This is a genomic window from Cytobacillus kochii (assembly GCF_020171845.1).
GTDB lineage: Bacteria > Bacillota > Bacilli > Bacillales > Cytobacillaceae > Cytobacillus > Cytobacillus kochii.
The window spans coordinates 511,296-528,010 of the sequence record NZ_JAIVAM010000002.1; the positions used below are offsets into that span (position 1 = coordinate 511,296).

Annotated in this window: 19 protein-coding genes; 14 read left to right on the forward strand and 5 right to left on the reverse strand. The window is 35.8% G+C overall.

The window, feature by feature from the left end:
- Positions 1–52: 52 nt before the first annotated feature.
- Positions 53–964 (reverse strand): TIGR01777 family oxidoreductase, encoded by a 912-nt coding sequence (locus tag LCM23_RS03380; protein WP_224935689.1) that lies wholly within the window; start codon positions 962–964, stop codon positions 53–55.
- 102 nt (positions 965–1,066) lie between these two features.
- Between LCM23_RS03380 and recX the strand changes: the two genes are divergently transcribed.
- Together recX and LCM23_RS03390 are read left to right on the forward strand one after the other, a co-directional pair.
- Positions 1,067–1,876: a recombination regulator RecX gene (gene recX / locus LCM23_RS03385; protein WP_224935690.1), complete on the forward strand. Its 810-nt coding sequence runs from the start codon at positions 1,067–1,069 to the stop codon at positions 1,874–1,876.
- A 15-nt stretch (positions 1,877–1,891) separates the two neighbouring features.
- Positions 1,892–2,218, forward strand: a complete 327-nt coding sequence (locus LCM23_RS03390; protein ID WP_224935691.1) for a YfhH family protein — start codon at positions 1,892–1,894, stop codon at positions 2,216–2,218.
- 33 nt (positions 2,219–2,251) lie between these two features.
- Here LCM23_RS03390 and LCM23_RS03395 read toward each other — a convergent pair whose 3' ends face one another.
- Together LCM23_RS03395 and LCM23_RS03400 are read right to left on the reverse strand one after the other, a co-directional pair.
- A complete protein-coding gene (locus LCM23_RS03395) occupies positions 2,252–2,410 on the reverse strand; it encodes a YpzG family protein (RefSeq protein WP_095370009.1) in 159 nt (52 codons plus the stop codon).
- 19 nt (positions 2,411–2,429) lie between these two features.
- The gene (locus LCM23_RS03400; RefSeq protein WP_224935692.1) at positions 2,430–2,600 is read right to left on the reverse strand and encodes a small, acid-soluble spore protein K; all 171 of its coding nucleotides are present in this window, start codon (positions 2,598–2,600) and stop codon (positions 2,430–2,432) included.
- Between the two features lie 119 nt (positions 2,601–2,719).
- On the opposite strand from LCM23_RS03400, the gene LCM23_RS03405 reads away from it, so the two are divergent.
- On the forward strand, positions 2,720–2,989 hold the full coding sequence (locus LCM23_RS03405) for a YfhJ family protein (RefSeq protein WP_095370007.1): 270 nt from the start codon (positions 2,720–2,722) through the stop codon (positions 2,987–2,989).
- 78 nt (positions 2,990–3,067) lie between these two features.
- Here LCM23_RS03405 and LCM23_RS03410 read toward each other — a convergent pair whose 3' ends face one another.
- Positions 3,068–4,048 (reverse strand): metal-dependent hydrolase, encoded by a 981-nt coding sequence (locus tag LCM23_RS03410; protein WP_224935693.1) that lies wholly within the window; start codon positions 4,046–4,048, stop codon positions 3,068–3,070.
- A gap of 86 nt (positions 4,049–4,134) precedes the next feature.
- Here LCM23_RS03410 and mutY point away from each other — a divergent pair, with 86 nt between their 5' ends.
- The 11 genes from mutY to nikC all read left to right on the forward strand — a co-directional run bounded on the left by mutY (position 4,135) and on the right by nikC (position 15,408).
- Complete coding sequence (gene mutY / locus LCM23_RS03415; RefSeq protein ID WP_224935694.1) at positions 4,135–5,241, forward strand: A/G-specific adenine glycosylase; 1,107 nt, start codon at positions 4,135–4,137, stop codon at positions 5,239–5,241.
- Between the two features lie 75 nt (positions 5,242–5,316).
- Complete coding sequence (gene fabL, locus LCM23_RS03420; RefSeq protein WP_224935695.1) at positions 5,317–6,069, forward strand: enoyl-[acyl-carrier-protein] reductase FabL; 753 nt, start codon at positions 5,317–5,319, stop codon at positions 6,067–6,069.
- 85 nt (positions 6,070–6,154) lie between these two features.
- The gene (locus LCM23_RS03425; RefSeq protein WP_224935696.1) at positions 6,155–6,310 is read left to right on the forward strand and encodes a gamma-type small acid-soluble spore protein; all 156 of its coding nucleotides are present in this window, start codon (positions 6,155–6,157) and stop codon (positions 6,308–6,310) included.
- A 162-nt stretch (positions 6,311–6,472) separates the two neighbouring features.
- On the forward strand, positions 6,473–6,739 hold the full coding sequence (locus LCM23_RS03430) for a YgaB family protein (RefSeq protein ID WP_224935697.1): 267 nt from the start codon (positions 6,473–6,475) through the stop codon (positions 6,737–6,739).
- Positions 6,740–7,000: 261 nt separating this feature from the next.
- Complete coding sequence (ntdP, locus tag LCM23_RS03435) at positions 7,001–7,531, forward strand: nucleoside tri-diphosphate phosphatase (protein ID WP_095370002.1); 531 nt, start codon at positions 7,001–7,003, stop codon at positions 7,529–7,531.
- A gap of 171 nt (positions 7,532–7,702) precedes the next feature.
- Complete coding sequence (locus tag LCM23_RS03440; protein ID WP_318247523.1) at positions 7,703–9,451, forward strand: ABC transporter ATP-binding protein; 1,749 nt, start codon at positions 7,703–7,705, stop codon at positions 9,449–9,451.
- A gap of 371 nt (positions 9,452–9,822) precedes the next feature.
- Positions 9,823–10,815, forward strand: a complete 993-nt coding sequence (locus LCM23_RS03445) for an ABC transporter ATP-binding protein (RefSeq protein WP_224935698.1) — start codon at positions 9,823–9,825, stop codon at positions 10,813–10,815.
- Complete coding sequence (locus LCM23_RS03450) at positions 10,812–11,795, forward strand: ABC transporter ATP-binding protein (RefSeq protein WP_224935699.1); 984 nt, start codon at positions 10,812–10,814, stop codon at positions 11,793–11,795. Before LCM23_RS03445 ends, LCM23_RS03450 begins: the two co-directional genes overlap by 4 nt.
- Before the next feature lie 17 nt (positions 11,796–11,812).
- A complete protein-coding gene (locus LCM23_RS03455) occupies positions 11,813–13,411 on the forward strand; it encodes an ABC transporter substrate-binding protein (protein ID WP_224935700.1) in 1,599 nt (532 codons plus the stop codon).
- 79 nt (positions 13,412–13,490) lie between these two features.
- Positions 13,491–14,495, forward strand: coding sequence for an ABC transporter permease (locus LCM23_RS03460; protein ID WP_224935701.1), 1,005 nt, complete (start codon positions 13,491–13,493; stop codon positions 14,493–14,495).
- A 43-nt stretch (positions 14,496–14,538) separates the two neighbouring features.
- Complete coding sequence (nikC, locus tag LCM23_RS03465; RefSeq protein ID WP_224935733.1) at positions 14,539–15,408, forward strand: nickel transporter permease; 870 nt, start codon at positions 14,539–14,541, stop codon at positions 15,406–15,408.
- A 57-nt stretch (positions 15,409–15,465) separates the two neighbouring features.
- Here the strand turns inward: nikC and LCM23_RS03470 are convergent, their stop codons facing one another.
- The gene (locus tag LCM23_RS03470; RefSeq protein WP_224935702.1) at positions 15,466–16,551 is read right to left on the reverse strand and encodes an FUSC family protein; all 1,086 of its coding nucleotides are present in this window, start codon (positions 16,549–16,551) and stop codon (positions 15,466–15,468) included.
- Positions 16,552–16,715: the final 164 nt, after the last annotated feature.

Here is a 16,715-nt window from a genome sequence, read left to right on the forward strand (position 1 = left end):
TATCTTCTTTATTTAATCAACAGAGTGTATTTGTAACATCAAAATATAAAAGCTACTTTTGATAAATATCTTTTAATGCTTCTTTTAAATGAGTAAAATGAAAAGGGTAATCATGACTCAGAAGTTTTTTTGGTGTAACTTTTTGCCCTTCAGTTACGAGCATACTCATTTCACCAAGGATAGCTCTTACTGCAAATGAAGGGACAGGTAGCCAATGTGGTTTATGGAGCACAGAGCTTAAAATATGGCCAAACTCATTCATGGTTACTGGGTTTGGAGCAGTAAAATTGACGGGACCTTCTATTGATTCATGTTCAATCATATAAACGATTGCGGAGATAACGTCATTAATATGAATCCAAGAAAGCCATTGATTACCACTACCAATTCTACCTCCAGCATAGAGTTTATAAGGAAGCGCCATCTTAGGTAACGCCCCTGCATTTTTATCGAGAATGATGCCAAAACGACAACATACCGTGCGTATATTCCAATCTTTTTCGGCAGTTTTTGCTATATCCTCCCAGTTCTTAACGACAGTACTTAAAAAATCCTCACCAGAATAAGGACTTGCCTCGTCAAATGTACGCTTTTCTGATGTGCCATAATAGCCAACAGCACTTGCATTAATAAGGGTGTATGGCTTTTCGTTTAGATAATTGATTAGGCGTATTACCTCATTTGTAGCATGCATTCGACTATGGTATATTCTTCTTTTTCTTTCTTCAGTCCAACGACCACTGTTGATTGATTCCCCAGCTAAATTAATGAGGACATCTATTCCTTCTAGCATTTCTTCTGGTTCATCCCCTTCATTTAACCATTGAACAAAGTGGAGACCTTGTTTTTCTTGCTTCTTTTCTTTATTTCTCGTAAGGATATAAACTTGGTGATTTTTTTGTAATAATTGGTCAGTTAGTTTTTGTCCAATAAAGCCCGTTCCACCTGTTAAAGCAATTTTCATGTTGACCCCTCCGCAAAAATTCTCTTCTATTTCTAATTGAATTCAATGAAAAGTGGATTAAAACCTGTTTTTTTTGTGGTAAAGTTAAAGTGAGGTGAGGATATGCCTACAATTACTAAAATTACGATTCAAAAGAAAAATAAAGATCGCTACAATATCTATACCGACAGTGAGCATGGAGAGACGTATGCCTTCAGTGTGGATGAAGATGTGTTAATTAAATATAATATGAAAAAAGGGAAAGAGATTGATTCCTTACTCATCGGAGAAATTCAATTCCAAGATGAGATTAGAAAGGCGTACAATACGGCCATCCATTATCTTTCTAGTAGAATGCGTTCTGAATCTGAAGTTCGTACACATTTAATCAAGAAAGAATATGCTGTTGAGTTGATAGATGAAGTGATCCATAAATTATATCAATACCAATTCTTGAATGATGAAGAATTCGCTATTGCATTTGTGAGAACACAAAAGAATACAACAGATAAAGGTCCAAATATAATTAAACATGAATTGAAAGATAAAGGTATAGCTGAAAATATCATACAGGATGTTTTAGAACTATACCCAAAGGAAGAGCAAGTTGAAACAGCCATTTCTCTTTGTCAGAAATATACGCTTAAATATAAAAAAGATTCCTCAAGAATGATGCAACAAAAAATAGAGCAAATGTTAACGAGAAAAGGCTTCAGTTATGATATGATTCAGTTGGCACTTGAAGAAATACAATTAGAGAAAGACGATGATGAGGAGATGGGAGCTCTGAAACGTCAAGCGGAAAAAATAAGTAGAAAATATAATCATGAAGAACCATTCATCTATGAGCAAAAGTTAAAGCAAGCGTTATTTCGAAAAGGGTTTCCTTTGCATTTAATTGATGCCTATTTAAAAGAAAATAAAGATGTATGAGGAGGTCTTTTTACTATGCAAGAAAAAAGATATAGCCAATTGAGCGAATATGAGCTAAAACAAGAAATTGCTCAATTAAGAGAAAAATCTAGAAAAGCTGAGCAATTAGGCATGGTTAATGAATTCGCTGTTCTAGAGAGAAAAACAGTGATGGCTAAGTCATATTTGCTTAATCCCGATGACTTTCTTAAAAATGAAATATATGAAATAGAGGGAGATCCAGGCTCTTACTTTAAAATTGATTATATGAATGGTGTTTTTGCTTGGGGTTATCGCTTAGCTGGAGAAAAAGAGCAAGAAGCATTACCGATTGCCATGCTCGGCAAGTTGAAAAATCTTTAAAAAGAGGATGACATTTATCATCCTCTTTTAGTGTTAAGGGGTTTTTTGTAAAGTTCGCTTGAGCTTAATAAGATTTTGCGTTTGTTGTGTTTCTCCATTTACTTGGTAATGTGCCTTTTTCGGATTGAAATGTCCGGATGCAAACGGACTGTTAAATTCGTTTTCACCAAAGATTTCTTTTTTGTTTACCATGTAAATTAACCCCCTAAGTTTAATAATCAGTTGTATTGCTATTGCGATTTGATGATGCCTTCATCCGTTCCTGTGGCTGTGTTTGTATCGTTCCATCTGCTCTTTTTGAAGCAAACTCAGCTTTGGCACGTGGTTCACCGTCAAACTTATTGTGGTTTTGATTAGGGAAATGAGCGGCTTTATTACGCATCGTTTTTGCCTCATTTCTAAAATTATTTGCGAAGTCATTTATTCAACTTCGCCTATTCATTAGTATAAGCAAATACGTATCTCACACACGGAAAAAATAAATTGGAAGTAGGGTAAAAAATGAATGAATTTCAAAATAAACTTCTTAATCGTTTATTGGAGATAAATGATCAATTGTCTGTTCACATTGCCAGAACATGGATTGAATTGCTTTGGGAGGATTTTGAAGCGACCTATGCGAAGGCAGGAAAAAAATATCAGGGTGAAGAGATGACTGCTAAAGTAGTCAGCCAATGGATTGAAAATCATGGGGCTAAATTACATGAGTTTATCGCAAAAAATCCAAAATATAAACATTTACTTGAGGAAGATAAAAATAAAATGAATTAAGCCATAAAAGAGAGCTCCCCCATTGGTTAATAGGAGCTGATAGGGGGAGCTTCTTTATGGTGTTTGCACATTTACTTTTTAGTTTGTAATAATATCTAATTTCTTCTTCAATTTCTCCTCACTAAATATCCAGCCGGTATATGAGTTGATGATCGTTAAATCCTTGTCTAAATGGGCAACAGCAACAAATGGATAATATTCATTGCTACGATATCTTAAATCGATAAATCTTATTTCTACAATGTTTTCGATTGTCTCAATTTCCCATCTATACACTGGAGAAAAGGAAAGAAAGGCAGAAATATTCTTATCTTTCGTTGCTGCGTTAAAAATCGGTGTTTTTGGTATAGGTACACGCTTAAACTGATCAACAATACGAACTTGACCTCTAAGGGCGCGTCCAACAAAAAAGCTATCTTTATTTTTTATAGCAATTCTCCATTGGTTGTATTTCATAGTTGGTGATATAATGATTTCTGTTGCGTCAGGGATGAGCTTTTGAACTTTCGCTTCAACGGATTTCTTTGCAAAATAACGTAAAACATAATAAATAAATAAAATACAATAAATCACTAGGAATGTATATCCTGGGTCCATTCCGAATATCCACAGAAACAAGCCGAAGATGTGCATGGCAAAAATAAACGGATCAAATGTATTGATCATACCTAATGCTACCCATCTTGATGAAAATGGCCTTAAAGCTTGTGTGCCATAAGCATTAAAAATATCGACAAATACATGTAAAAATACAGCTATAAAGGTCCATAACCAAAGGTGAAAAAGGTTTGTTTCCGGAAAAAATAAATAAATAACACCTGTTATAAGTAATGGCCATAGTATCACGGCTGGAATGCTATGAGTAACACCCCGATGATTTCTAATATATGAAGCATTATTTTTTAATTTTAATATGGTATCGATATCTGGTATTTGTGATCCAATTATTGTACCGACCATTACACTTGCTGCTGTTATTGAACTATTGGCAACAACGGGATCAAGTGTTGCAAGTCCTCCTAGCGCCAGTCCCATGACTACGTGAGTTCCGGTATCCAAAAGAGGAATTCCTCCTTTTTGTTTTTAACATTTTATATAGTATATTCCCTAATTAACATAGTTTCAAATCATGGAGGTTAAAAAAAATGAACAATTCTCAACTAAAAGATAATCCTATAGATATTTATGCATTTCAACAGGATTTATTATCTTGGTTTGAAAAAGAGCAGAGAGACCTACCATGGAGAAAGGATAAAGATCCATATAAAGTATGGGTGTCTGAAATCATGCTCCAACAAACAAGAGTCGACACCGTTATCCCGTACTTTTTACGTTTTATGGAGGCATTTCCTACAGTGAAAGATCTTGCAGAAGCGGAAGAAGAAAAGGTGCTGAAACTTTGGGAAGGTCTTGGTTATTATTCTAGGGCAAGAAATTTACAATCTGCAGTCAGAGAAGTACAGGAACAGTATGACGGAGTAGTACCTAACAATATTAAGGATATTTCTGCATTAAAAGGTGTTGGCCCTTACACTGCTGGTGCGATATTAAGTATTGCTTATGGTGAGCCAGAACCTGCAGTTGATGGTAACGTGATGCGTGTTCTTTCACGTATTCTCATGATCGAAGCTGATATCGCTAAAGCTTCAGCGAGAAAAATATTTGAAGCAGCGGTAAGAGAGTTAATTTCTCATGATAACCCATCGTATTTTAATCAAGCTTTAATGGAGTTAGGTGCGCTTATATGCACGCCAACTTCCCCATCTTGCTTATTATGCCCCGTGAGAGATCATTGTCATGCTTTTTATGAAGGTAAGCAAGCGGAATTACCTGTAAAAACAAAAAAGGTGAAAAATAAGCATGTTCAGATTGCTTCTGCTATCCTCACTAATCGTAAGGGGCAGATATTAATCCGTAAAAGACCAAATAAAGGATTGTTAGCTAATTTATGGGAGTTTCCGAATGAAGAAATTCATCTTCAAATCGATTCAGATAAACAGCAACTCCAAAATCAATTATCTAAGTCATACGATACGCATTTGAAAATTAATCAGCGAATTGGTCAAATTGATCATGTGTTCACGCACCTTACTTGGCATATCAATTTGTATGAAGGGGAAATTCATTCAGTAACTGAAACAGAGAATGTAAAATTAGTATCCTTAGAAGAAATAAAAAAATATCCATTTCCCGTCTCCCATCAAAAAATGTTGAAGCAGTACATGCAGTATAAGGGGATAATGGATGAATGAGATTGTCAATCATAACACAACAAGATAAAATGGGTACGATGGAAGAATTGAACATTGAAAGGAGCAAGTTTTTAGATGAATGAAAGAAAAGTTGCACTAATTACAGGAAGTAGCAGAGGCATTGGCAGAGCTACTGCATTGAGACTTGCACAAGAAGGTTATGATATTGTTTTAAACTATGCTCGTAGTCGATCACAAGCGGAAGAAGTCGCTCGGGAGATCGAATCATTAGGAAGAAAAGTAGTAACAATTAAAGCAAATGTCGGCGATAATGAAAAAATAAAATCAATGTTTGCGCAAATAGATGAAACCTTTGGCCGTCTAGATGTTTTCATTAGTAATGCTGCATCCGGCGTACAAAGACCAATTATGGAATTAGAGGAAACTCATTGGAATTGGACAATGAATATTAATAGTAAAGCGTTGTTATTTTGTGCGAAAGAAGCAGCTAAGTTAATGGAGAAAAATGGCGGTGGAAAGATTGTCAGCATTAGCTCACTAGGTTCTATTCGCTACTTGGAAAATTATACTGTAGTCGGTGTTTCTAAAGCTGCTGTAGAGGCTTTAACAAGATATTTAGCTGTTGAATTAGCACCGAAAAATATATGTGTAAATGCCGTCTCAGGTGGAGCAGTGGATACAGAGGCATTAAAACATTTTCCAAATAGAGAAGAGTTGTTAGCTGAAGCAAGTGAAAAAACGCCAGCAGGTAGAATGGTCTCTATTGATGATATGGTCAACTCGGTCATGTTTTTAGTATCTGATGATGCCAGCATGATTCGCGGACAAACGATAATAGTGGATGGTGGCATCTCATTATTAGTTTGATGTAATATTCAGAATATAATTACTTCGAAAAAAATGGATAATTCCTCTCGCTCTGGTTAAATTAATGAGCGTGGAGGTGATTAGGATGGCTAAAAAGCAAAATCAACAACAACAAAACCAACAACAATATAATCAAGAATTTGCGAGTGAAACAAATGCTCAAGAAGTAAGACAACAAAATCAACAAGCTGAAGCTAATAAGCAAAAAGCGAAAAACCAAAACAACCAAAATCAACAATAGTTTTTCATTAAAAGGCGCTCCTTTTTTCAAAGGGGTGCTTTTTTATATTTAGTCTTCTCTTATTTCGACAAAAGTTCTATCTCATCAACAATAATCTGCAAAGGAATCGATACAAAAAAGATAGAATAGTTTAGAAAAGACTTTAAAGGCTGGTGTATTTTTATGAATGAATTTCAAGCATTGGTTGAAGATCAAATGAAAACAATGGATCATTTACTTTATTTGCAAAGTGAAGTGGAGCGATGTCATGAACTTCAAAATGAACTTTCTCGTTTACGCTCTAGAACAGCTGTAAGTGATATTCACAGTGAAATCCAAAAAATGAAAGATGAATTAGATGAAATTGTGGCTGTATTTGAACAGCAAACGAATGAAGTGGTGAAATTGTTTCGCAAACAAAATATGAAAAATACGAAGATTATCGTTTAGTAAACATATGTTAAAGGCAAGAATGATACAATAGGATGAGCATTACATACTTAATTACTGCTTAATCTGCCGACAATTAAGCTGTCTTTGTTTTAAAATTCATTTTTTAACGTTATAATAAATAGAAAATAGGATCTGCACTTTGTTACCTTTAATCATCAATCAACTTATCGGAAGCATTATAGAAGGTAATAAGTTTGAGAGGATGTCCTTTTTAATAAAAGGTTCCAAAGCTTCCAGAAAGGAAAGTAGGGGAAAAGAATGGCGGTACCCATAGAAGGTGAACCGGTACAAATTCATAGTTATAAACATAATGGGCACATCCATCGCGTCTGGGAAGAGTCAACAATCCTTAAAGGTACGCAAAACTTAATTATTGGAGCAAATGATCGTACAATGGTTACTGAATCAGATGGTCGAACATGGATTACGAGAGAACCGGCAATCTGTTATTTTCACTCACAATATTGGTTTAATATTATCGGAATGCTGAGAGAAGATGGCGTGTACTATTATTGTAATTTAAGCTCTCCTTTTATTTACGATGGAGAGGCGGTTAAGTATATTGATTACGATTTAGATATTAAAGTTTTTCCGGATATGACGTTTAATTTATTGGATGAAGATGAATATGAGCGTCATCGGCAAGAAATGCGTTATCCCACGCCGATTGATAAAATCTTGTGGGCAAATGTGGACAAGTTGATATTCTTAATTAGACAACGAAAAGGTCCTTTTGCACCGGATTTTGTGGATGGTTGGTATGAAAGATACTTGACTTACCGAAGATAAAATGTTTTATTTGCGCCTGTTGATATGATAAACAACAGGTTTTTATTTGGCATGAAAAATAAATGGTATTATCTTTACATAATGAATATCTAGAAGGCTTGAAGAAGAAATGAATCATGATAATCTGGATAGATTAAAAGATAAAAGATCAAAAAGGGTGACAGGCTAAAATTGAACATAATTAATAGATATATGCATTTTGTTAAGCCGTATCGCCTACAGATTTTCTTAACAATACTAATTGGTATTGTGAAATTTGCAATACCATTATTAATCCCGCTGTTAATTAAATATGTAATCGATGATATAGTCGGAAATGATGCGCTTACACAACCTGAAAAAATGACACAACTTTTAACGATCATGGGTATAATGTTGATTGTTTTTGTAATTGTAAGACCACCAGTAGAATATTATCGACAATATTTCGCACAATGGGTAGCGAGCAAGATTTTATTTGATATTAGAGATAAACTTTTTACTCATATTCAGAAATTAAGCTTTAAATTTTATGCGAATAATCGATCGGGCGAAGTGATATCTAGAATCATAAATGATGTAGAGCAAACAAAGAATTTTGTTGTTACAGGTCTGATGAATTTATGGCTGGATATGGCCACTATTATTATAGCTGTTGCAATAATGTTTACGATGAATGTTAAATTGACGATTGTATCGCTTATTTTAATGCCGTTCTATGCATTAAGTGTAAAGTATTTCTTTGGAAATTTACGAAGGTTAACAAGAGATCGATCACAAGCTTTAGCTGAGGTTCAAGGTTATTTACACGAGAGAGTTCAAGGAATGGCCGTTATTAAAAGTTTTGCCACAGAAGATTATGAACAAAGAAATTTCACGAAGCATAACAGTAACTTTTTATCAAAAGCTATTGATCATACAAAGTGGAATGCAAAAGCATTTGCAGTCGTGAATACAATTACTGATATTGCGCCACTACTAGTAATTGCCTTTGCTGGATATCAAGTAATACAAGGTCAAATTACTTTAGGTGTTATGATGGCATTTGTAGCTTATATTGACCGTTTATATAATCCACTTAGAAGGCTAGTCAATTCCTCGACAACATTGACACAAGCTATTGCTTCAATGGACCGTGTGTTTGAATTAGTTGATGAAAAATATGATATTGATGATAAAGAAAATGCTATCCCTTGTAGAAATGTAGCTGGCCATATCGAGTTCAAAGATGTTCTTTTTAAATATAATAATGAAGATGGTGCTGTTCTTCGTAATATTAATTTAGATGTGAAACAAGGGGAAACCATTGCTCTCGTTGGAATGAGTGGTGGAGGGAAATCTTCACTAGTTAGTTTAATTCCACGCTTTTATGATGTTTCAGGTGGGCGAATATTACTTGATGGTGAAGATATTCGTTCTTTCCAAGTAAGAAGTTTACGAGATCATATTGGTATGGTACTACAAGATAATATTTTGTTTAGTGAATCAGTAAAAGCAAATATATTACTCGGAAAGCCTGATGCTAGTGATGAAGAGGTCATTAGAGCAGCTAAGGCAGCTAATGCCCATGGATTTATAATGGATTTGCCTGAAGGGTATGAAACGAAAGTGGGAGAACGAGGAGTAAAGCTTTCCGGTGGACAAAAACAACGAATTGCCATTGCACGTATTTTCTTGAAAAACCCTCCAATTCTTATATTAGATGAGGCGACCTCAGCATTAGACTTAGAAAGCGAACATCTTATTCAAGAAGCATTAAATGATTTGGCAACGGATCGAACGACGTTTATCGTTGCTCATAGATTATCTACAATCACACATGCCGATCGCATTGTTGTCGTTGAATATGGTGAAATTGTGGAAACGGGCACACATGAGGAATTAATGGAGAGACAAGGTCACTATTATAAGCTTTTTCAAGTACAACAACTTGAATCTTAATTATAAGGTAATACGAATGAAATCACATTCATGTAAAATTCTTCTTAGAATTTAGACATGTATGTGATTTTTTAGTTTCGTTGGCTTGAGTAGTATCCGATAACAGGTAGTGCTTAAGATAAAACTAGATTGTGAATACAGATCAGACTGGTGCCTCCCTTCTCTATAAAATATCTAATTGCTATTTTATTATATTAATAATTGTAAAATTCCGAATAATACTTTAAAACATTAATAAACTAGCGTAATTTTTGAGAATTATAATTATATTTAAATATTTCTGAAAAAACGATAGACTTATTCTTACATATTTTATAAAATATTAAAAAACGGAGGGAGAATGTAGAAGAAACTGTTAAAGGGGTGACATAGTGACGCAATCTCCGGTATTAGAGGTAAGAAACCTAGAAACTTCGTTTGTAACTAAAGACGGAGAAGTAACCGCCGTCGATCAGGTAAGTTTTACTATTCATAAAGGAGAGGTAATAGGTATTGTTGGTGAATCAGGTTGTGGTAAAAGCGTAACATCATTGTCTATTATGAAGCTTGTGCCGCAACCACCTGGGAAAATAGTTGGCGGGGATATACTACTTAACGGTGAGAATATAGTAGGGGCAAATGAAAAAAGAATGAGAGAAATTCGTGGTAATGAAATCGCTATGATTTTCCAAGAGCCGATGACTAGCCTCAATCCGCTTTTTAAAATAGGGGAACAAATGACAGAAGGCATCAAAATACATATGAAAAAGTCAAAAAAAGAAGCAAATGAAATCGCACTTAAAATGCTAAAGCTAGTAGGCTTACCAAGGGCAGAGGCGATAATGAAAGAGTATCCACATCAGTTGTCTGGGGGAATGAGACAGCGGGTAATGATAGCCATGGCACTGTCCTGTAATCCCGAAGTACTAATAGCTGATGAACCAACAACTGCTTTGGATGTAACCATTCAATCGCAAATTCTTGGTCTAATGAAAGAGCTAAATAAAACGTTGCAAACTTCTATTATGATGATTACGCATGACCTTGGCGTAGTGGCGCAAATGTGTGAGCGTGTCATTGTAATGTACGCAGGACAAGTGGTAGAAGAAGCAAAGGTTGGAGATTTATTTAAGAACCCAAAGCATCCTTATACACAGGGCTTGTTAAAGTCGGTTCCAGATATTAGGGGAGAGCATTCGAGATTATATTCTATTCCGGGCAATGTACCGAAGCCGGGGTCAATTACAAAAGGTTGCCGTTTTGCTGAAAGATGTGAATTTGCTCATGAACGCTGCGTCATGGAAGACCCTGTATTGTTTATGGAAGATGGTGAAGAGCATACCGTAAGATGCTTTCTACATGAGAAGAGGAGGGAAGTCTCATGAGTAAAGCAATATTAGAAGTAGAAAATTTAAAAAAATATTTTCCGATTACTGCTGGGGTATTTAATCGCAAAGTTGCGGATGTAAAAGCAGTAGATGATATTAGCTTTTTTGTTAATGAAGGAGAAACATTAGGGATCGTTGGTGAATCGGGTTGTGGGAAGTCAACAACTGGAAGGATGTTAATGAGATTAATTGAGCCAACGGAAGGGAAAATTTCATTCAACGGTAAAGAAATTACAAAATTATCAGATTATGAAATGAGAAAATTGAGAAAAGACATGCAAATGGTCTTTCAAGATCCGTTTGCTTCACTCAATCCACGTCACTCAGTCGAACAAATATTAGAAGAACCTTTAATTGTTCATGGGATTGGAGATAAAGCTACACGGAAGAAGCAGGTAAGAGAGATGCTTGAAGTTGTTGGATTAAGCGGTTACCATGCTAAGCGCTATCCCCATCAATTTAGTGGGGGTCAACGACAACGGATTGGAATTGCGCGCGCATTAATGACCAGACCCAAATTAATTATTGCTGATGAACCTGTGTCTGCTCTAGATGTATCCATACAGGCACAAGTATTGAATTTATTAGAAGACTTACAAAAAGAATTCGGTCTGACCTATATATTTATCGCTCATGACCTAGGGGTGATCAAACATATTAGCGACCGTGTAGGGGTTATGTATTTAGGTAGAATGGTTGAGTTAACAACCGCTAAACAATTGTATGATAAGCCACTTCATCCATATACAGAAGCACTTCTAAGTTCCGTTCCGGTCCCTGATCCAGAAATAGCTGTTGCTCAGGGAGTGCTATCTGGAGATATCCCTAACCCTGCTGATCCACCAAACGGTTGTGCTTTCCATACGAGATGTTCAAAATGTATGGAGATTTGTAAGCAAGAACGACCTCTTTTGCAGGAAATAGAAGATGGACATATGGTGGCTTGCCATTTATATGAGAAAGAGATTGCAAATTAGAAGGGAGAGAATGAAGAATGAAGAAAAAGAAAAGTTTTTGGCTACTTATTGTATTAATGGTTAGTACGCTTATCTTTGCTGGGTGTAATAGTTCTACTTCAGGTGATAATGGAGATGAAGGCGGAGAAGCAGATGAAGGAAGCACTGGAGGAACACTTGTCTTTGGTCGAGGAGGAGATTCAACTTCTCTTGACCCAGCAATTACAACTGAAGGTGAAGCTTTTAAAGTAACGAAAAATATTTTTGAAACCCTTGTTGAATTTGGTGAGCAAGATACGGAGCTTCATCCTGGTCTTGCTACAGAGTGGGAAACAAGCGAGGATGGTTTAACTCAAACACTTAAACTACGTGAAGGAGTTAAGTTCCATGATGGAACAGATTTTAATGCAGAAGCTGTCGTATTCAACTTCGAACGTTGGATGGCAGGGAATAAAGAACAATTCTATTATTACAATTCTCAATTTGGAGATAAGGTTGATAGTGTAACAGCAGTTGATGATTATACGGTTGAAGTCAAGTTAAATACAGCAATTGCACCATTCTATAAAAACTTGGCGATGTCTCCATTTGGTATCGCTAGTCCAACAGCCATTGAGGAGCATGGTGATAAATTCCTTGAAAACCCAGTTGGAACGGGTCCATTTAAGTTTCAAGAATGGAAAAGAAATGACAGAATCACAATCGTAAAGAATGAAGAGTATTGGGATGAAGATTTACCAAAATTAGACTCAGTCATTTTCAGATCTATTCCTGAGAACTCTGCAAGACTAAACGCTTTAGCTTCAGGAGAAGTTGATTTAATTGATGGTGTGAATTTCAGCGATGTCCAACAAATTGAGGATAATCCAGACCTACAAACATTTGAGAGACCGACAATGAACGTTGCTTATGTTGGATTAACGAATACGAGAGGTCCTTTACAGGAAAAGTTAGTCCGTCAAGCTCTTAACCATGCGGTGAATAAAGAAGAAATCATCGATGCATTCTATGCAGGCGCAGCGGACCCAGCTGTAAACCCAATGCCACCAGTAATCTCTGGTTATAATGACGAAATTGAAGATTATCCATACGATCCAGAAAAAGCAAAAGAATTACTTAAGGAAGCTGGATATGAAGACGGATTTGAGATGGAATTATGGGCAATGCCAGTTCCAAGACCATATATGCCGGACGGCCAAAAAATAGCTGAAGCCCTACAAGCTGATTTTGCTGAAATTGGCGTTAAAGCTAAGATTGTTTCATACGAATGGGGAACATATTTAGAAAAAGCTAATAATGGAGAAGCTGATTCATTCTTACTTGGATGGACAGGTGATAATGGTGATGCAGATAACTTCTTATACGTATTATTAGATGAAGATGCCATCGGATCAAATAACTACACTTACTATAAGAACAGTGAAGTACATGATTTATTATTAGAAGCACAAGCAACTACCGATCAAGCGAAAAGAGATGAGTTATACAAACAAGCACAAGTAATTATAAAAGAAGATGCACCATGGATTCCGCTCGTACATTCACGTCCTATTTTAGCTGGGAAATCTAATATTAAGAATTTCCTACCACATCCGACAGGGTCTGATTTGCTTTCACATGTGGAGGTCAGTCAATAAATCAATAGAGATAGAAAAAGGGAGTGGCACACTCCCTTTTCTATTCATCTGATAATAATGTAGTAATAGAGGTGAGAAGATGTTAACTTACACAGTTAGGCGGTTAATTGCATTAATACCCGTCCTATTAGGTTTATCACTGATTGTTTTTCTAATGATTCGTGCAATTCCTGGTGATCCAGCTCAAATCATATTAGGGCAATTAGCTACGGAAGAGGCGATAGAGGCCTTAACGAAACAGCTCGGGTTAGATCAACCGTGGTATATTCAGTACTTTACATATTTGGGGGATTTATTGACTGGTGATTTGGGAGAATCAATCAAAACCAATACAGCGATAAATCAAGAAATTTGGCCATACTTAGCAGCAACTTTAGAGTTATCCTTTTGCGCAATGTTAATTGCCATTTTTATAGGGGTTAATGCTGGTATCATAAGTGCATGGTTTCAGCATTCTTGGTTTGATTACATAGCGATGATTTTAGCACTAATCGGTGTTTCTATACCTATTTTTTGGTTAGGTTTGATGGAACAATGGTTCTTCTCTATTCAACTGGATTGGTTACCGACATCTGGAAGGGAAGAGGTAAGGAACCCTGTTACATCTATAACAAATATATATTTAATAGATACATTGATTCAAGGTAGGTTTGATCAATTTGTTGATGTGTTACGTCATTTAATATTGCCAGCGTTTGCTTTAGCTACAATTCCAATGGCCATCATTGCTAGAATAACAAGATCTTCAATGTTAGAGGTAATGAAATCTGACTATATTAGAACAGCAAGAGCTAAAGGAATAAGAATGTTTTGGGTTGTGTACAAGCATTCATTAAAAAACGCAGTGATTCCTGTTCTTACTGTGATAGGTTTGCAAACAGGCTTATTGTTAGGTGGTGCGATTCTTACCGAAACGATATTTAGTTGGCCGGGTATGGGCAGATATATTTACGATGCGATTAGTGCGAGAGATTATCCTGTCATTCAATCTGGAATATTAGTGATTGCATTTATATTTGTCATGATTAATTTATTCATAGACTTATTGTACGCTGCAATCGATCCGCGAATTAATTATCGTTAAGGGAGGAATAGACGTGGAAGTATCAGTAAATAATAAACCACCTATTCAGCCAAAAAATAATGAAGATAAAGTACAATCGCCTTGGGTGGAGGCGTTACAAAGCTTCATGAAAAACAAAATTGCCTTAGTCGGTACAGGGATTGTTGTATTTTTTATACTGCTAGCCATTTTTGCGCCATTCATTGCGCCACAGGGCATTAATGAGCAGAATATGGCAAATAGGCTTCAAGCGCCTTCGGCGGAACATTGGTTTGGAACCGATGATTTTGGGAGAGATATTTTTTCGAGAGTAATTTTTGGGGCGAGAATATCGTTATGGGTTGGTTTTTTAGCGGTAATGGGTTCGGCTGTTGTAGGTTCTTTATTAGGGATTATTGCGGGGTATTACGGAAGATGGATTGATACGATTATCTCAAGGATTTTTGATATCATGCTTGCTTTCCCAAGTATTCTTTTGGCAATTGCTATTGTGGCCGTTTTAGGACCATCACTGCAGAATGCATTAATTGCGATAGCTGTTATTAATATTCCTAACTTTGGGAGGTTAATTCGTTCAAAAGTATTAAGTGTTAAACAAGAGGAGTATATTGTAGCCGCGAAGGCAGTTGGGATGAAAAATAATCGAATTCTATTTAGGCATGTACTTCCCAATAGTATGGCACCTATTATCGTGCAAGGAACTCTGGCAATTGGTACGGCTATTATTGAAGCAGCAGCTCTAGGGTTCTTAGGTTTAGGAGCAGAGGCACCGAATCCGGAATGGGGTAAAATGCTTTCAGATGCAAGAGTATTACTTATCCAAGCACCGTGGACAATGATATTCCCTGGCATAGCCATCATGTTAACAGTTCTCGGCTTTAACTTAATGGGGGATGGATTAAGAGATGCCTTAGACCCGAGGATGAAGAATTAGAGAGATTTATAAGAAAAGAGGCTATCGGAGCATTTATATCCGATAGCCTCTTATTAATTATTGTTCGTCAACGGCTTCATCTAAAGTTAAAGAAGAGTCTTCTTTATGGAACTTTTGAAAGCTACTAATAAGACAATTCAATCTGTCCACTTGTTCATTATAATCCATCATTGCAGATACAATATGCATAGTATGAGCTAATTCTACCTGCCCATCATCTGAAATGAGATGTTGTTGTTCTAAAAAGAGTGTGAAAAGTTCCTTTCTGCTTAAAGTAATATCGCCTTCTTCAAAAACGACTTCTGGTCGAACTTTCCCAATAAATTTTAATACCGCATGTTCATGATAATGAGTAATAATATCCAATTGTTGCTGGATAAGGTGTTGAAAATCTTCCGGCATTTCTGCTAAATCATTCTCAAAGCGATGCATCTTTGTTAAAGTTTCTAAAGCTTTTTTATTAGCGGCATTCATTTGCCGGTAAATAACTAATTTTCTCGGTTTGGAATGGTTCTTCTTTTTAAAGTAATTACGTTCTTCTTTATATAAAGAAAAAAGTGTATCGATCTTTGTTAATCCTTCTTGCATGGTTCGTATATCATTTTTCAATAAATGATGTTCAGAAGCATGCCTTATATTTAAGCGAATCCACTTTGTAATTTCTTCGGTTAGATTAGAAATCTTCACATATAACTTCTTCTCATATTTCGGTGGAATAAACACCAGATTAACAATAAATGCAGAAAATATCCCGAGGATAACTGTCGAGAATCTAAGAATGGCAAACTCGGTAAAGGTATCTCCAGGTGTGACCATAATCGCTACCATTGTAACGAGTGATAAACCAATCGTGTTATCAAGCTTTAATTTTAAATTTATCGTAATAACTACTATTGCTGCTAAACCGATAATGAGAATTTCATGACCAAATAATAGTACAAATAATACCGCGATTACTGCTCCGATTATATTTCCTTGAATTTGTTCAAGTACAGATAAATAAGAACGATAAATCGTTGGTTGCAGTGCAAAAATAGCTGCAATCCCTGCAAAAACAGGAGATGGGAGTTGAAAAAGTTCTGCTAAAAATAAAGATAGTATGATTGCGATCCCCGTTTTCAGAATGCGGGCGCCAAGCTTCATATTTAAATAATCCTTTCTGCTCAATCATTAGTATGGCTGTCATGATAAACACCCACTCTTACTTTATACGTTTTTTTTCTTTATTAAACAATTATGTACTATACATGGATATTAGTATAAGTTCAATAGACAAATATGAAAAGTCGTTAAAATTAATAAAAAAT

What these genes read in the sequence shown, in the direction of transcription:
- LCM23_RS03380 (WP_224935689.1), bottom strand. Translation starts at nt 964, where the DNA reads ATGAAAATTGCTTTAACAGGTGGAACGGGCTTTATTGGACAAAAACTA.
- recX (WP_224935690.1), top strand. Translation starts at nt 1,067, where the DNA reads ATGCCTACAATTACTAAAATTACGATTCAAAAGAAAAATAAAGATCGC.
- LCM23_RS03390 (WP_224935691.1), top strand. Translation starts at nt 1,892, where the DNA reads ATGCAAGAAAAAAGATATAGCCAATTGAGCGAATATGAGCTAAAACAA.
- LCM23_RS03395 (WP_095370009.1), bottom strand. Translation starts at nt 2,410, where the DNA reads ATGGTAAACAAAAAAGAAATCTTTGGTGAAAACGAATTTAACAGTCCG.
- LCM23_RS03400 (WP_224935692.1), bottom strand. Translation starts at nt 2,600, where the DNA reads ATGCGTAATAAAGCCGCTCATTTCCCTAATCAAAACCACAATAAGTTT.
- LCM23_RS03405 (WP_095370007.1), top strand. Translation starts at nt 2,720, where the DNA reads ATGAATGAATTTCAAAATAAACTTCTTAATCGTTTATTGGAGATAAAT.
- mutY (WP_224935694.1), top strand. Translation starts at nt 4,135, where the DNA reads ATGAACAATTCTCAACTAAAAGATAATCCTATAGATATTTATGCATTT.
- fabL (WP_224935695.1), top strand. Translation starts at nt 5,317, where the DNA reads ATGAATGAAAGAAAAGTTGCACTAATTACAGGAAGTAGCAGAGGCATT.
- LCM23_RS03425 (WP_224935696.1), top strand. Translation starts at nt 6,155, where the DNA reads ATGGCTAAAAAGCAAAATCAACAACAACAAAACCAACAACAATATAAT.
- LCM23_RS03430 (WP_224935697.1), top strand. Translation starts at nt 6,473, where the DNA reads ATGAATGAATTTCAAGCATTGGTTGAAGATCAAATGAAAACAATGGAT.
- ntdP (WP_095370002.1), top strand. Translation starts at nt 7,001, where the DNA reads ATGGCGGTACCCATAGAAGGTGAACCGGTACAAATTCATAGTTATAAA.
- LCM23_RS03450 (WP_224935699.1), top strand. Translation starts at nt 10,812, where the DNA reads ATGAGTAAAGCAATATTAGAAGTAGAAAATTTAAAAAAATATTTTCCG.
- LCM23_RS03455 (WP_224935700.1), top strand. Translation starts at nt 11,813, where the DNA reads ATGAAGAAAAAGAAAAGTTTTTGGCTACTTATTGTATTAATGGTTAGT.
- LCM23_RS03460 (WP_224935701.1), top strand. Translation starts at nt 13,491, where the DNA reads ATGTTAACTTACACAGTTAGGCGGTTAATTGCATTAATACCCGTCCTA.
- LCM23_RS03470 (WP_224935702.1), bottom strand. Translation starts at nt 16,551, where the DNA reads ATGAAGCTTGGCGCCCGCATTCTGAAAACGGGGATCGCAATCATACTA.